Source organism: Archaeoglobus profundus DSM 5631 (assembly GCF_000025285.1).
Lineage (GTDB): Archaea > Halobacteriota > Archaeoglobi > Archaeoglobales > Archaeoglobaceae > Archaeoglobus_B > Archaeoglobus_B profundus.
The window spans coordinates 1,482,309-1,497,963 of the sequence record NC_013741.1; the positions used below are offsets into that span (position 1 = coordinate 1,482,309).

The 15,655-nt window shown below is 40.5% G+C and carries 14 protein-coding genes; 2 read left to right on the forward strand and 12 right to left on the reverse strand.

The genetic code is table 11. The features are described from left to right. Positions 1-160: 160 nt before the first annotated feature. From ARCPR_RS08820 to ARCPR_RS08850, 7 genes are all read right to left on the reverse strand, one after another. Positions 161-889: a hypothetical protein gene (locus ARCPR_RS08820; protein WP_012941146.1), complete on the reverse strand. Its 729-nt coding sequence runs from the start codon at positions 887-889 to the stop codon at positions 161-163. Positions 890-966: 77 nt separating this feature from the next. After that, a complete protein-coding gene (locus ARCPR_RS08825; RefSeq protein ID WP_012941147.1) occupies positions 967-1,626 on the reverse strand; it encodes a DUF6308 family protein in 660 nt (219 codons plus the stop codon). Positions 1,627-1,878: 252 nt separating this feature from the next. After that, on the reverse strand, positions 1,879-2,352 hold the full coding sequence (locus ARCPR_RS10240; RefSeq protein WP_012941148.1) for a RipA family octameric membrane protein: 474 nt from the start codon (positions 2,350-2,352) through the stop codon (positions 1,879-1,881). Position 2,353: 1 nt separating this feature from the next. Next, the gene (locus ARCPR_RS08835; RefSeq protein ID WP_012941149.1) at positions 2,354-2,776 is read right to left on the reverse strand and encodes a TIR domain-containing protein; all 423 of its coding nucleotides are present in this window, start codon (positions 2,774-2,776) and stop codon (positions 2,354-2,356) included. Between the two features lie 147 nt (positions 2,777-2,923). After that, the gene (locus tag ARCPR_RS08840; protein WP_012941150.1) at positions 2,924-4,276 is read right to left on the reverse strand and encodes a DEAD/DEAH box helicase family protein; all 1,353 of its coding nucleotides are present in this window, start codon (positions 4,274-4,276) and stop codon (positions 2,924-2,926) included. A 43-nt stretch (positions 4,277-4,319) separates the two neighbouring features. Next, positions 4,320-5,462, reverse strand: a complete 1,143-nt coding sequence (locus ARCPR_RS08845) for a DUF790 family protein (protein ID WP_012941151.1) — start codon at positions 5,460-5,462, stop codon at positions 4,320-4,322. Between the two features lie 221 nt (positions 5,463-5,683). Further along, on the reverse strand, positions 5,684-5,878 hold the full coding sequence (locus ARCPR_RS08850) for a hypothetical protein (RefSeq protein WP_012941152.1): 195 nt from the start codon (positions 5,876-5,878) through the stop codon (positions 5,684-5,686). Between the two features lie 447 nt (positions 5,879-6,325). On the opposite strand from ARCPR_RS08850, the gene ARCPR_RS08855 reads away from it, so the two are divergent. After that, a complete protein-coding gene (locus ARCPR_RS08855) occupies positions 6,326-7,375 on the forward strand; it encodes a class II glutamine amidotransferase (protein WP_012941153.1) in 1,050 nt (349 codons plus the stop codon). A 71-nt stretch (positions 7,376-7,446) separates the two neighbouring features. Here ARCPR_RS08855 and ARCPR_RS08860 read toward each other — a convergent pair whose 3' ends face one another. Continuing rightward, entirely contained in the window at positions 7,447-7,914 is a 468-nt protein-coding gene (locus tag ARCPR_RS08860; RefSeq protein WP_012941154.1) for a hypothetical protein, read from the reverse strand. A 380-nt stretch (positions 7,915-8,294) separates the two neighbouring features. On the opposite strand from ARCPR_RS08860, the gene ARCPR_RS09860 reads away from it, so the two are divergent. Then, entirely contained in the window at positions 8,295-10,013 is a 1,719-nt protein-coding gene (locus ARCPR_RS09860) for a lamin tail domain-containing protein (RefSeq protein WP_012941156.1), read from the forward strand. A gap of 140 nt (positions 10,014-10,153) precedes the next feature. Here ARCPR_RS09860 and ARCPR_RS08875 read toward each other — a convergent pair whose 3' ends face one another. From ARCPR_RS08875 to ARCPR_RS09440, 4 genes are all read right to left on the reverse strand, one after another. Beyond that, positions 10,154-11,254 carry a hypothetical protein gene (locus tag ARCPR_RS08875; protein ID WP_148208711.1) on the reverse strand — a complete coding sequence of 367 codons (1,101 nt, stop codon included), beginning with the start codon at positions 11,252-11,254 and terminating at the stop codon, positions 10,154-10,156. Positions 11,255-11,432: 178 nt separating this feature from the next. Continuing rightward, positions 11,433-12,380 (reverse strand): DUF4268 domain-containing protein, encoded by a 948-nt coding sequence (locus ARCPR_RS08880; RefSeq protein WP_012941158.1) that lies wholly within the window; start codon positions 12,378-12,380, stop codon positions 11,433-11,435. Between the two features lie 70 nt (positions 12,381-12,450). Then, positions 12,451-13,842 (reverse strand): hypothetical protein, encoded by a 1,392-nt coding sequence (locus tag ARCPR_RS08885; RefSeq protein ID WP_012941159.1) that lies wholly within the window; start codon positions 13,840-13,842, stop codon positions 12,451-12,453. Then, positions 13,842-15,569: an AAA family ATPase gene (locus ARCPR_RS09440; RefSeq protein WP_012941160.1), complete on the reverse strand. Its 1,728-nt coding sequence runs from the start codon at positions 15,567-15,569 to the stop codon at positions 13,842-13,844. The genes ARCPR_RS08885 and ARCPR_RS09440 overlap by 1 nt, the downstream gene beginning before the upstream one ends. Positions 15,570-15,655: the final 86 nt, after the last annotated feature.

The window sequence follows — 15,655 nt, forward strand, 5'->3', positions numbered from 1 at the left end:
AATAGTACAGCCAACAATGCTCCCTCCAGTATCCTGGAAGCGAAAGTTAAGTTTATTGCTTTCAAAGTATAATGGAGGAACTAACTTAAAATACAATCCGCCGCCAATGTCAGTACCATTAATCTTAAATAGGCAGTTTCTAATCTCTTGAGCGATGTAGTCAATCCTTTTCTGTCTGGGATCGTTCATGGTGAACACGATCATACAGGTAGGATATTAGCCACTTAAATCGTGTACTATCTCTAATCTCCTGCGACCAGAACAGTTTTTTGTACTTGGTAAATATGTCGTGAGTGGAAATTGGTAAGAAGATACGCAAATTTAAAGCTTCTCTTAAGAACTTTTGAGCACTTGTCTTAAGCTCATTAAAAAGCTCTTTATCTAAAGATTTGCGCTCATATAAGCCAATTAGGAGGTAATCTAATTTAAACATCCAATCAAATAGCTTGGAAGGTATGTTTAGTATTTCAATCCTTAAAGAGGGATCATTAGTACCATGGGGTTGATAAGTAGACACGAATAAGAGTTGATGTACAGAGTCATATAGATAGTTGAGGTACATAAGATCTGTAGCTACGTCGGGTGAAATTATCTTACGCTTGACATAATCATCAAACACTTCAAAGTGTTTTCTGAAATGAGAGATTGGATTCTGTAAAGCTGGTTTGTGATCTATGATGAAGTAAGATAAGTTCTCGTCAAGATAACGTGAAAGTTTGTCAACAGATTCGAGAGCATCTCTTATAGACTTTCGAGATAAGGAGAATAGATTACACTCTTCAATTAGCCTTTTCCACTCATCAATTAAGTCTGGCTTGGTACCAAGCGCAGTTTTGGAAGGTTCATGCAATGTGTGGGACACATACGTTACATATGTTGTGGATATCATTACTAGATTCACCCCTTAGTAAGTCATCAAGCTGTTTAACTTATAAAACTTGCCAACATCTCAAGTATCTCTAACCATCACCTATATCTACTCACGTACCACATGAATTCATCTACGACTCTTAACTTAGGTTTGCCATATTTCCTACTGAGCTCTGACAGTATTTTCTCGTATCTCTCTAGAAAGTCTTTAACTTCTTTCATGAATCTGTAGTAACCTTCTGCTCGGTCGTCTATACTACCCTTACCAAGTTCTTTGCACTCTTGGCTTACTAACTTTCTAATATTTGCATCCCAAAGTGGGAAGAAGTTAGGACATATCAAGTGTAGAACTTTACTAGCTGATGTGGGGCCTACGATATCTCTAACTTCCTGATAGCAATCAGTAATTTCCTTCTTTAGCTCATCTATGTTTGCGTTTTCTAAATTCAGATTTCTAAATCTTTCAAGCTTGTCACAGAACTTCTCTTCCCTTAGCACCTGTAACAGTTTTCTTTCCCAATTCTTTCTATCTTTCCTATTTAGCACTATCCCCATCATCCCCCAGTTTATCAAAAATACGCGAATCGGGCCCTTAATGTCCTTCTCCTGAATATCACGTAACTTTACATTCTTCATAGCCTCTATACATCCAATATAAAGCAGTTTGTCTCCAAATCCCCACTCTTCCTCTACAATTTCAACACATTTCTTAATTTCGTCTTCCTTGGGATTTAATAAACTCACAGCTTTTCCCATCGGACAACACCTCTCTTAAATAGTTGGGCAGACCCATTGGATTAGGATTATCCTCCGAAGGTTTATATCCTTACAGTTCTATATCATTCATCAAGCATCAAGTATTAAATAAAAGTAAGTGAAGCAGAGATTATTAAGATACGAACGTAATTCGAATTCCAAACGTTTTTTCAAGTTTCAGCTACTGAACTGCCTTTCACAGATAACTATATTGACGCTTTTTCACTGATCCAATATATTACGGCAATTGTTCTATCTGGAGATAACTAAATAAAATAAATAATATAAAAGACGCAGTAAAGGAATGGAGAATATAATTGCAAAGATAATTGTTATCCCTTGCTCTATTTTACTTAATAATACATATCTGCTTTTCTCTAATACCTCCCACTCTTTGTAATAACAAGGGTACGGCAAATACTTCTCAATTTCGTGAATGACAGTAAATTTCGCTGAGTTCAATTTTCTATAAGATTCTATATGTACATACCATAGAATGCATACAATTATGCCTAACCCAGATATCGAAAGAATTATAACAGAATTAAATGATCCAACCTCCCTTAACACAGAAGTCACCGCAATTAGTGCAGACACTAAAGATATGTAGAACATGTTCGTATGCATCCTCCTATTACTAACTCTGTCTGCCATTTCGACGAATAGTTTATATTGTTCTAAAAGATGCTCTTTAAACTTTTCACCGTAATTTTCTTCGTCTATCATACTAAAGTGAGTGTCTCCTTATAGCACTTATTATCGAGTCCGTTCTCCAACCTACTATCTCTCTTGCAACTTCTTGAATCATTCTGGGTACTCTCTCACTACCTAACGGTTTCACTCCAATAATTGGCTTGCCAAAACTAAGTGCAATATCTATTTCTTTCTGAATCCAGTAACTATATGCAACATACAAACCAGACAGAACAATAACACAATGTACAGGGCGAATTTGATTCATAAGTTCTCTAGTTAATGTTCTTCTACCAACTTCACTATCAGGATCGACTGCAGGGTCATGTTGTGGACAACTATAATTCCTCCACCAAAAGTACGGAGCGTTATTCAATAAGTTCACTAGACGGTTGTACTCACCACTATATCTCCATGAGTGACTTATGAAAAGATTATAAATTCTTAATTTTGGCATTATGAAACACCTTTCTTAAGCTTTATTTAAAACGCACTTTCTTTATTCATTAAAAGTTTTTCGACATTGGAGACTAACAATATTTAAGAACGGTTACAAGCCTCTGATCAAACTTAAATGATTATATAGTTGCACGAACTAGTCTTCTCACGATTTAATCTTCTTTGCTCTTCTCTTGGCCACTCTAACTTCACCCGTATCCTTTGAGACCAATTCGTAAAGAACTGCTAAGTCTTTACCCTCTGCAGGTCTGAGAATCCTACCCAACCTCTGAATAAACTCCCTAGAAGAACCCGTTCCGCTAACGATGATACCGACATTCGCATCCGGAACGTCAATACCCTCATCCAGAACCTGACTCGTAACGATTGCCTTGAATTTTCCTCGCCTAAACCCGTCAAGAATTAACTTCCTCTCCTTATCGCTGGTTTTGTGAGTGATCGCAGGAATCAGGAAAACTCTCGAAATCGTGTAAACTAGATCGTTATACCTCGTAAAAATGATGATTTTGTCCCCTTTATGCTTCTCCAGAAGATCTCTCAAGACTTTCAGTTTATTTTTAGAGTTAAAAGCAATCTTTCTCGCCACTTCCCACGATCTGAGAGCTTCGTAAGCTTCCTCATCAATCCCGGTAAGCATGACAACCTGTCTGAAGTCTTCAACGTCCTTTAATCTAATCCTTCTCGAAGCAACGTAATCCCTAAACTTTCTGGCCTTCCTTTTATACTCCTCGAGTTCCTTCTCGGTTAAGGGAACTCTTATCCTCTCCACGACGTAGTTAGCTAAATGCTTCCCGGCCAAGTCTTTCGGTTTCAGTTCGTAAACGACTCCACCTACCAAATCGGGTAAGAGAGCATGCAACCCATCCTCTCTCTCGTAAACGGCAGTTAATCCCAAACGGTAAGGAGCAATCGACATCTCCGCGATCTGTCTGTAGCATTCCGCCGGTAGGTGGTGAACCTCGTCGAAAACTAAGAGGAGGAACTTATCTCCCAGAGTTTCGGCATTAACGTAGGCCGAATCGTAAGTGGTGACCGTAATTGGTCTTAGCTCCTTCCTCCTTCCCGTAAACTCACCAACGTAGTGACTATCGAAGAGCGCTGACAGCTTGTCCTTCCACTGATCGACCAGCGCGAGCGTTGGGACCACGATCAAAGTTGAAACGCTTAACCTTCCTATGATCTCCAAAGCGATGTAAGTTTTCCCGGCTCCCGTAGGTAATACAATCACACCTTTTTTACCGTTCATCCACCTCTCAACAGCTTCAGCCTGATAATCTCTAAGCTCTATCTCAACGTCAAAGTAGGGACAAGGTATCACGTTGTCCTGAACGTGATCTTCGAACTCTATCCCAGAATTTCTAAGGTAATCGACTATATCTCGATACTTGTAGGCTAAAGCTCGATAGCATCGACTCCTCTCATCCCATTTGGCTAACGGGACGTGAACTCCACCTTCTATCCTTATCGTTCCCCTCTCGTACCTCAGTGTGGCTATCATGTTTCTACACTTCTTTACGGTAGCTATACAAAACTTTAGCTCGCTATAATTCCTTTAGAGCTCTTAGAACATCACCGTAAGGAATCTTGTTCTTACGAATAACGATGATATCTCTAATGTTTTTAGGCTTATCCAACGCGAGTTCCTCTTTAACGATTAAAATTAGTGGGATGCCCGCCGACCTTATCTTTTCGAGCTTTTTCTTTAAGTATTCCGCGGTCCAGAAACCGGCAATCTCGACGTAAACTTCCTTACCGTCCTTTCTAACGAGGAAATCGGGAATGTAAGCGTGGTTGCCAGCTTTCACTACTCCGGGCTCCCTAACAACTTCGAAACCGAAGTTACGCATTCGCCTGTAAAATTCTTCCTCCAACGAGGAATCGAATTCTACCCTTTCATCGTAATCCAGAGGGAATAGTTTACGATTTTTATCGGTCAGTTCAAAGAAGTAGACTCTTTTCTCGTAATCGTCTACGATTTCAGCTCTGATCCACCACTCTTTAGCCCTTAGAATTTCGGGGATCAGTTTAGCCATCGCACTTCCGTACTTTCTCGTCATTTTCAAGATTGAGGCCGTTCCCGTAACGTCCGTAATCAGCTTACCGCTTTCCTCGTAAAGCTCGTACATCAATCCCAACCACTTCAACTTGCGAAATACGTTTTTGTGATTCGTGGAAATCCAAAAGCTCAGACGGAGACAGTTGAAAATTAGCGTTTGAAGCAGAGACAAGTTGTACCTCTTAACGAGTTCTGAGGGGGTAATCTCTGGAACTTTCGTCAGTACTCTTTCCTCCTCTCTATCTGCAAACATAGCCTTCTCTATCTCCTCGACCGGAACTCCAAAATGCTTAGATGCTTCTTCAACGATCTTCTTTCTTTCTCCTAATCTAGTAACGTAACCCCTTTCAAACAGGAACAACCTGACGGCGAGCGGATCTAAATCAGTTTTAGAAGAAAATTCGCACTCCCTCTCTATTATCTTGGCGAGTCCCCTAACCTTTTTGTAATTTCTCGCGTTTTCGAGCCTTTTAAGAATTTCCACAACTTTTCCGTACTCCTTTCCGACGTTGCGCTGGTAAGTCAGTATGACTTTCTCCGCTAACCTCAAATCGGAATCGCTCCAAGCGAATTTCGGATATATTTTCCCCTTAATTCTTCTAACTTCCAGCAACTCTTTAGGTAGCACCGTAGTATGTACACCAAAAGCATTTTCTCTGTTTCGCTGGACCGACCTAACTGGTGCACTACGCTCCAGACCGTAGAAACATAGCTGTAGAAGAATTGTAAGAGGATGAGTAAGAGCAACTTATCCATTACAACCTTGTTACGGTTATATCATTTATAAGCTCGTCAATCATCTCCGTAACAACCATCGGACTCGTTCCCAGCGCGGATACGAGTGTTACTTCATTCAGTTCTTCTCTTTCTGATGCGTTTTGCAACGTGGATTATCCCCTCTGCTAATTTTAAAATTCCCAATATTATTGCTGAAAAGATTATTGCTGAAATTGCAATAAGGAGTAGGAATAACATTCCCATCGCGTAGGTTCCAGCCATTATCGCTATTCCAGCCTTTATTATATCCCAAGTCACATCTACCATGTCAGTACACCTTTGTACTCATTTGAGAGGCTTCTACCTTATCATTTGGAGAAAAGCATGGTAAAATATTTTCTTGATTTTTAAACTCCTATCCAGTACATTCCATTGTCCCAGTTTGACTGTATCTTATTGCCCTAAGAATCAAAAAGCTCATTGTTTGCGAGAACTTTGTGAGCTACTCCTTCAAACTCTTCAGAAAGTACTTCTATTATGCCGTCTAAGCTCACATTCTCTCCACTTCTATTCTTTTCATGAGATTCCTGTGACAATCTTATAAGAACAGAAGCCGAGTTAAGTTGTGCTCATAGCAGGAAGTTGTTTCTCTATCAGATAAAGGAGAATGAAAATTGACGTTACCTCACCATGCAAATTAAATAGAAAGGACAAGAACCAGTAGTACTCGACTACCGCACCAATGGATTTTTAACTACTTGAGAAAGATTCTATATGTGCGAGCTTTTTGGGCTATGCTCCAATAAAGACGTTAGCATTAGCTTCAGTTGGCATGGATTCGTCAAGAGGGGGCGTAAGCATCGGGACGGTTGGGGAGTTGCTTGGTATGTCCCGAAATTTTATCGTGGGAAATATATCGGTATGGGAGTTGCATTGGTTAAGGAGCCCAGACCATCGGTTAGTAGCCCTATTGCCAAGCTACTTGAGCACGGTATTAGGAGCAACATTGTCATAAGTCATGTTAGGCTTGCTACATCGGGTGAGCCTAGCTACGTCAATACGCATCCGTTCGTCAGACTGCTCAACGGCGTTGAATGGGTTTTTGCTCATAACGGTAGCGTTGAAGGAGTTAAATCAATCAAGCTAACGTATTATCACCCTGCTGGCGAAACCGACTCTGAACACGCATTCTGCTACATCATGGATAACTTAATTGGGATCGGAGAAGCTGAGCTGTTCGAAAATATTCTGAATATTGTCAATGATGTGAGCGATTACGGATCATTTAACTTTCTCATGAGCAACGGCACGTACCTATTCGCTCACACGAATGATGGAAGGCTGTATTATCTGCTCAGACATCCTCCGCATAGGGGCTATGCTAGGCTAATTGACGATGAGGACTTTGGAATTCATTTAGGAGAAATGAAGAGCGATGATGAATTCGCGACGCTAATCGCAACGAAGCCACTTACAGACGAAAATTGGATCCAAATGGATCTTGAGAAGCTGTACGTGTTCAGAGATGGAGATTTGGTATTGAAGGTTGGATATGAAGGAATGGAAGTCATGCTTAGTGATCTCGATGTGGATGTCCTTAAGATTGTGAGAAGCAGTCCACACGCCGTTAAATTGTCGGAGATTGCTGACAGCCTTGGGGTAGATGTTGAGGAGGTTAGCAACATTGTTCAAAGCCTTGTAGCTAGAAATTACCTAAAGAAGCATTCGAGAGATAAAGTCCCGTCAGATCACCCAGATGCGAGGTATTTTACAAAAGAGGATAAGAGGGAGCTCATAGATCTGATGATAAAGGTCGAAAATTGATCCTATACCCTTCTTTGGAGACTTTATCCTAAATGTAAAGGACATTCATCATGAACGCGATATGAGCGTTATTATAGTCCAAGTCCTTTTAGGATTATCGCTATCTCCTTTGCAATTTCCTCGTCAAATTCTCTCAACGCCTCTGCTACGGATTTGTTTCCAGGGATTCTCTCAAAGTAGTCGTCGAGCCTTCTTACGAAGACTTGCCCTCTAAGTCTAGAGAGCTGCCTCTCCGCCCTTGCCACTCTTGCTTTCTCTACGCGAAGCGGACAAACGACGAAGATTGCAGCGACGTTTTTCAATAGTCTCGTAGCTTCGACGAGATATTCTCCACCTCTCGCACCGAGCCCTGCTACTAGAATGACGCTATCGTAGGAAGATAGCGTAGAAATTAACCTTTCGAACTCTGAAAAGTCAAAGAACGGTAGATCATAGTTTCTAATGTCGCTGACCACGTAAACATCGCCATCAAACCTGTCTGCAAAGGCTTTTACAATCTCCTGTCCAGCCCCTCCAAATCCAACAACTGCCACTCTCATCTCTAGTAATCAAAAAGTCTCCCTAAAAAGATCTTCCACTATCTTGGCTTTTTCAGCACCCTTCTTAATTTCATCTTCCTTGGGATTTAATAAACTCAGAGCTCTTTCCATTGGACAACAACTATCTTCTTAAATAGGAACATCATCTAATAAGCCTAAGAAGTTTATTCTCGTATCTACCACAGAGTTGAAATCAATCACCCTAAGAAGAAATTTGAAATTAGAAAATTCAGCGCAGGGAGACGTCCAATAGGTCAATAGAAAGGTTTAGACGCCCTTAACGATGTTCTTTAAAAATTTTAAAGAAATGAACTACTAAGTTACTAAGGAAACCCACCATACAAGGGGGATGAAAATTGAGACGTTGTATCTTACTACTTGTGCTTCTCGCAATAGTGTTTGCAGGCTGTGCAGAGAAGGTCGATATAGGCTTGGAAAATGTAGAAAATGTATCTGAATACACAGAACTCGGAAAGAAAATCTTAGAAAATAACCAAACAGAATATGCCCCAACAGAGGTAACAACGATCCCTTCACAGACAGTTGTAACGCCTGCAGTTACACATATATCAAAGACTGTACCCGTGACGGAAGAAAAGCCTTCAATCACACCTCCAACCACTATTCCTGCAATAACTCCAATAATTACTCCAACAACAGTTACGATACCCACGCTAACTGAAATACCACACGCTATTCCAGATGAAACTACGACGACAACAATTGCAATTACAACTACAATTACACCAACGCCTGTGCCTACATCTACTCCCACGCCTATTATAACTCCAACGCCCACACCAACGCCTACGCCGACACCAACAACTCCGACTGCAACACCTACACCAACTCCAATCCCAACACCAACCCCAACCCCAACTGCAACAACTGAGATAACAACACCGCCACCGACAACGACAACACTGACTCCAATTCCAACACCAATTGAAACCACACTAATAGAAGAGACGCCGACACCCACACCAACGCCTACACCTACACCTGAACCAGTAGATATTGAGATTGTCAGTCCTAAGGACGGAGAGAAGATAATCGCATCAGATAGTACTGCAAGCGTCTTACTCAAAGTGGAAGTTCTGAGCGGTAGTTCCGACGAGGTGAAAGTCTACGTAGACGAACAATACGTAGAAACTCTTACAATCTTTCTCTGGAGCTATTTGTCACTAACTCCAGGCAAACACACGATAAAAGTAGTCGCTTATACTGGCGATAACGTAGTTGATACCGACGAAGTAACCGTAGAAGTCGAAGGATTCGCATTCGGCGTGAGATATGAGGCCAAAGTGGTCAGAGTAATTGACGGAGACACCATAGATGTCATGATAAACGATAACACATACAGGATCCGCCTTCTGGGAGTAGACTGTCCAGAGACTTCTCCCGAGGGAAATGAACCTTACGAATACGATGACATTACCGATCTTGAATACTTGGCAGAATGGGGTTTGAAAGCTAAAGAATTCACGGAAAACGTCCTTGATCACGAAACTGTCTATATCGAATTCGACGAGTTGGCAGGACTTAAAGGGTATTACGGGAGGTATTTAGCTTACGTTTACTTGTCCAATGGTACGGACTTCAACGCTCTCTTGATCAAGAACGGTCTAGCAAGGGTTTACGTGGAGGGAACTTTCAAGAAAGAGGAAGAATATCTCGAGTTCGAAAACTACGCTAAAACAAATAAAATTGGTCTTTGGGCCTATTCAACTTACACGGTGACACCCACTGAACCTCCTACACAAACGCCAACTGTAACTGGAGTTAAGATATCCTACATCCATTACGATGCACCAGGCAACGATTGGTATAATCCCAACGGAGAATACGTTGTCATCAAGAACTACGGTTCCGATACGGTTAACTTAAAGGGATGGAAGCTCAAAGACAAAGCTGGTCATACCTTCACATTTCCAGATATAACGTTGGAACCCGGCGAGTCGGTTTATGTCTATTCTGGAGAAGGAGTTAACTCAGAGAACAAGTTGTATTGGGGTAACGGAGCTATTTGGAACAACGACGGCGATACGGCGTACCTGTACGATGCAAATGGGAATCTTGTCGATACCTACAGCTATTGAGCACTAGGGATTGCTTATATGCTGTTAGCCGTGAGAAGAAAGGATTTAGTTAAGGATAGCAAAAGTATTAGAAGAGCAAGATGTTAGTCATCATAGATAAATAGGAAAAAATTGTTTTCAAAAATTAAAATGTGCAATGATCAGAATTTATTTTTCTTTAGCCAGTTCCGATGGAGTAGTATGTACACTTCGTCTCGGAACTCGATAAATATTATTCCCCAGTCAATGAGTTTTAGGTAAGCTCTAATGTACTCTGGTGCATCAAATCTTCCGCCGAAAATCTTTGAAAAAGTATTCATGTCAATCTTTTTGAATTTCCCTACTTGTTGAAGTAGCGTGTCTATCCTACTTAATTCGTCTTTGATGCCCCAGTGGAACCTGTATTCGCGGTATAAGTTTGTTAACGCTTTTAGGGGCTTATACCTTTGTGGACCGTTGTCTGTATTGTAAGTGACGGGAAATAGTAGTTCCCGTGGTATGTATCTCCAGTTAAAAGTATAGAGAGCATATTGACCAGCACTCTTAGGACTCAAGTCCTTTAGTATATTGTTGAGTAATAAGTCCACCAATACCTCAGCGAAGACATGTTCAGGAACTTTAAGCTTCATGTTTTCGAATTTGAAGACTTCACCAATACATTTCGAATAGTAAGGTATAAATTTGAAATCGAACTCCGCATTGCTCTCGATGTCATAAAACACCGCTTTAAATTGCTCATTTATGTTCAACGGGATCTCAAAATAACTGTTTGAGTACCCTATGTAGTCATAACCCTTTAGCGCAGCGATAGCTGATTTAACTATAATTTTTGCAATATCATTTGCCCTATCTCTAACTATTGTATATACCAATTGCTCCTCTGTCTTATTTGGGGAGTCTTCTTTAGCTTTTGCTATCCTTTGCCACACTTCTAAGGGTGTTGCAGGGTTATTGTGCTTAGTGTAAATGACTGTCCAGCAAGATGGACAGAGGAAGTAAAGATCCGTCCTCGATGGGTTATGCTCTATCCGGAATAAAATTAACTCTGATCCACAATGAGCACATTTGAAAATTATATGATCTGTTTCGTCTATTTCAACTTTAAGAGCGTTCCTTTGTTCTTCTCTATGTAATAAGGTGTTCAATCCTACGTCGGATAGATCATCAATAGTAGTTCTGTCTGCACCTTCTAAGAGTTGCCTAATTAGCTCATGTGGGCTTATTCCAAGTACAGTAGCCTTTTCGACTAACTTCCAGTACAAGTCCTCAGATATTGTAATAGATTTAAACCCTTTACGAGGCATAGTGTTCATTTAATTGAAAGATATTTATGTGTTACGGTAACACATAAATTAATAAAATAAAAATCTAAAATCGATTTTATGTTCTACCAAATTTAGCCAATAGGAACGCTCGAACTGGGGTTCTTGTCTCCTTACCTCAAGGTCTTGCACACTTCGTTAAGTACTTCGAAAAAGTCGTTTCAAATCTTTTCATCATCTCTTTACCCCAATTCAGGAGTTCTGATCTCTCACTTTCGTCAATCTGAAGTATATCTCCACTCATTGGCTTATATACAGCTATCCTATGAGCTCCTTTAGGGCTCCACTTAGCTGGGCCCCAATACATTTCATACCCTTCTGGATTCAGCATTCTTTCAATTTGCTCCTTGTCCTTAAGTAAGCATTCGTAAATTTGTTTATTTTTCTCGGGACTCCCTGTATTTATGTACAGCTCCACTGAGAACTTGTTATCGCTCGTGAAGACCCAGCTATATACAATTCCACTTCTTCCCGCTCCAAAGCACATCCAATTTTGAGGTTGAGGGGTCAGTCTTCTACCATACGATTCTAATAGTAGCCCCCAAAATTCTCTATAAGCCTCTCCTCTTGGAGAAGTTTGAGGAATTCTTGTACTTTTAACCCATTGATTTGGAGCTACTACCACTTTGAAATCTATTGCGTAAGGAGAGTTCTCAATTTGTATGGCTCGAACTTCTATCCCGAAAAACCCTATTTCTGCTGGTGTTTGGTTATTTAGCCACGTAAGAGCTTGTTTATGTTCATCTGCAAACTCCTCAGCAATCCATACTATAATTTTTGCATCAATTCCAGATGCATACGTGAGAATCTTTCCAAGATGATCGTGGTCTGTTCTTCCGAATTGATTCTCGATTACAACTTTCTCATTGGTATTTACATCCTTTCCCACAAGGTCAGCAGAGAATCTACCGACCTGATACTCCCTCTGGAGATCATCAAGCTCAATCTGAAGCTTCTCACTCAAGAGCTCAATATTTTCCAAAAGCCAATCACTAAATTCTCCTTCACCTCTAAAGACGTCAGTTATCGGTACCTCTCTTATTCTCCCGAGCTGAACATTAGGCATATGTATATCATTAAGAGCTAAAGCTATTTTATAACTTTTGTTTTTGCATTTTTATTAACGCTCATTGCCGTTAACTCAAAGTTGTTGATTCGACAATATGCTCTATTTTTTCTACCAGATCATCTGAGTACGTCTTTGGAGTCAAGCTAACTAAGTATATTTCGCAATTTCTGACATGTGCTGATCTTATTGGATCTTTCTGCTCTTTAGATAAGTAGAATATCACCGCCACAAGCCTGTCTAGCCTGGGATACACATAATCTAGAAGATAAGACAACAACCTTTGAACATCGCTGGTATCAAGCTTTGTCTTGCATTTTGCATCCATAACACAGGTTATTTTGCCATCAAATTCAATTGCAAAATCAGGTCTACCAGGTGAAACTCCAATCTGCTTCTTCATTATCTCACTATATTTACTTAAGCCTCTCGGAGGGTTGTAATGCAAGGTTCCTACTTTCCCATTAAGCTCAAAAGGCACGCTATTTGGATTTTCTCTAATATAATCCTCGCTTATCTTCAGAATTTCGCAGAGCTTTTTATAGCACCAGAGCTCGTAGATCTTGCTCAGGGGTTTCAAAGCGATATCGAATACCCTTTCGAAATCTGTTAGGAATGCTTTCTTTCCTATATACGCTTCCCACAGATCAATAACCTCCAAAGAGACGCCTTTCGTACTTTTCCTTACTTTTTCCAAGATTTCAGGGTATTCGAAGTCTATTTCAAGGGCCTCTTCCAAAAGCTCTGAGAACACACTTTCGCTGATAAACTTTTCATGATATCTTCGGTATCTCTCTAGTTCCTCTAGAAACTTCGGAGTTTTCTCCAAACCGAAAGCTTCAAACAATCTATTTATTTTCCTCAGTAACTCAGCATGAAATCTAGTGAGTAAGAGGTTTGATAAAGATCTGAGATCGAAGCTTATCTTCCTAGACACTAGAAGTTGTGAACCTTTAGCTCTAAGCGGGACTATCTTGTCCCAAACAGGTTTTCCTCTTAGTTCTCTGCCAGTGTAATCTTCAAATAGGACATTTCGAGGGATGAAATGCGAAAGTGCAATTTCCGTGTACCCGATCAAATGGCGGCTAAAGGTGGCATACAGTCTCCTCTCGAAGATTGAAGTGTCCATGTATTTTCCAAAGAGTTCTCTGGAAGCAGGACCTATAGCTTCCAGCCAACCTATAAGTTCCCGTCTGATTTCATCAAATTCGTCCTCTGATAACCTCTCAGGATCCGGTACGACCTTAATTATGTCTCTTCCTAAATCGTAAACGCCTACCCATCCGCCAGGGTTGAACTTCTCGTCATCGATTCTCGGCAAGTCCTCTTCTATCAGATCGTCAGCTAACAAATTTCTCGAAAACTTTCTCAAATCGTTGATGTATGTCTTTAGCAGATTCCAATCTATTCCTTTTAAATCGTCTTTTAAATATTCTTTCCACGTATGAATTACTAACTCCACTACTGGATCACCTTAAACTCTCTTTCTGCCTCTTCCATTCCCTTCAAAGTTTTCGCTAGGCCAAGCCTTCGTATATCCTCTTTTACTCTTCTCCACTTGTCTTCGTACTCCTTCTCGCCGAAAATTTCGGCTCTTCTTAGCTTAGGCATGAAGTATTCTAGCTGTGGTAGGATGTAAGCTACAACGGCTTCATCGAGGATAATTCTCGGATCAATACCTGGAGAGATTTGCGAATACGCAACTATGAACTTGGCAGCATCGAATACTATGGCATGACCGATCTCAACCAACTCTTCGTTAGTTATCTTGAACGCAATGTAGGATAGAACATCTAAGATATCTAACTCATTGAGCCTGAGTTTACCGATTATTTCGTCGACCTTGGCAGTACTATCAATTTTGAACTTTTCGAATATGTACGCTCTATCTTTTCCATTCTCCTTTTCCTTACTGAAGTGCTTAAGAATAGCGTTCTTTGTGAGTTCTCTCAGATCTTTTGCAATGTCACTGCTTGCAAATTCTCTCATTTCGTCTGTTATTCTCATTTCAGTTCCCGTCTCAGCGATAGTCTTGTTTTGCTTTAGCAATGATCCCACCGGAATAAACGCAAATCTACGCATGAAAGCGTAACCAAGCGAGAAAAGAAGAGCTCTGTCGTAGGTGTTCATGGTCGCTAAAATTCTAAACGAGTATGGCATGTAGAACTCCTTCCTTTCTCCATTCTTCTCAATAACTTCGAGGGGCATGTCACGGTAATCTATATCAAGTTGGGTGAACGTCTTTCCGAAAGCTAGATCGAGGTTAGCTCTGTTAAGCTCATCTATGATCAGCCAAGATGGTTTACCTTCTTTCTCCAGAGAGTCCCAGCACTTTTCTACGGCTTCTAACAACAACCCTTTCTTAAACTTTGTGCCATTTCCTTCAAGTACTAGTCCTCCGACAACATCGAAGTAGCTCCACTCGGCGTTCGCTGTGTGGAAGGAGTAGTTATCAGGGCCACAAACTTCTCCGCAGATCTTCTTAGCCAGATAAGTTTTGCTTGTTCCAGGAGGACCATAAAAAACTACATTTTTGCCAGCAACTATATGGGCTAGCGTGAGCTTCACAATCTCTTCAAATCCCTTAGTTGATCTTATTAAACTCTCGATGATAGACACAATTAGTGGTGTAGGTGGAATTTTTCCTTTAGTTATCTCCTCAACTAACTCAATAATTTTTCTCCTGACAGACTCGTCATTGACACGCATAAAACCTTGCGGGAAGAAGTTTTCGCTGTATCCAACCCGTTTATTGAACTCTTTTCTGTCGACGTTTAACTCCCTGACATTTTTAACAAAGAATATGTATTCCCAAGTCTCACCAGTTTTATCATCGTAGTTTCCCCATACTTTTCGTGCCAATTCGGGATTTCTAGTTTTATACACAATATCTGCAGCACAAATGTATCTTCCTCTACTATAAAACACCACAAGATCTCCTTCTCTAATAGATTCCCATGTGTTCTTTAAACTAGGTCTAGTTCCCCACATTCTTACTTTTCCATCAGAATAGATTTTCTTTAGAGCCTCCTTTTCTTCATCAGTTAGCACATCTTCTATACTCTTGATTGGTATCAATCCCTTAATGCTAAGTAAGGGGCCTTTTCCACTCTCCGAACTAAGATCAAAGACGCTCTTATTAATGTGTTCTTCAGAACCAGGAGCTATGAAAACGTTCCTATCATACATCACTGGCTCCCCTCTGATTCATCGTCCTTGCAACCTTTAACCTTTTCTTTGAAAGTACTTTCTCTTGTTCACATCTATTTTCAAGT

Coding starts and splice junctions, on each gene's coding strand:
- ARCPR_RS08820 (WP_012941146.1), bottom strand. CDS start 889: ATGATATCCACAACATATGTAACGTATGTGTCCCACACATTGCATGAA.
- ARCPR_RS09440 (WP_012941160.1), bottom strand. CDS start 15,569: ATGTATGATAGGAACGTTTTCATAGCTCCTGGTTCTGAAGAACACATT.
- ARCPR_RS08860 (WP_012941154.1), bottom strand. CDS start 7,914: ATGAGAGTGGCAGTTGTTGGATTTGGAGGGGCTGGACAGGAGATTGTA.
- ARCPR_RS10240 (WP_012941148.1), bottom strand. CDS start 2,352: ATGATAGACGAAGAAAATTACGGTGAAAAGTTTAAAGAGCATCTTTTA.
- ARCPR_RS08840 (WP_012941150.1), bottom strand. CDS start 4,276: ATGATAGCCACACTGAGGTACGAGAGGGGAACGATAAGGATAGAAGGT.
- ARCPR_RS08855 (WP_012941153.1), top strand. CDS start 6,326: ATGTGCGAGCTTTTTGGGCTATGCTCCAATAAAGACGTTAGCATTAGC.
- ARCPR_RS08835 (WP_012941149.1), bottom strand. CDS start 2,776: ATGCCAAAATTAAGAATTTATAATCTTTTCATAAGTCACTCATGGAGA.
- ARCPR_RS08880 (WP_012941158.1), bottom strand. CDS start 12,380: ATGCCTAATGTTCAGCTCGGGAGAATAAGAGAGGTACCGATAACTGAC.
- ARCPR_RS08850 (WP_012941152.1), bottom strand. CDS start 5,878: ATGGTAGATGTGACTTGGGATATAATAAAGGCTGGAATAGCGATAATG.
- ARCPR_RS08825 (WP_012941147.1), bottom strand. CDS start 1,626: ATGGGAAAAGCTGTGAGTTTATTAAATCCCAAGGAAGACGAAATTAAG.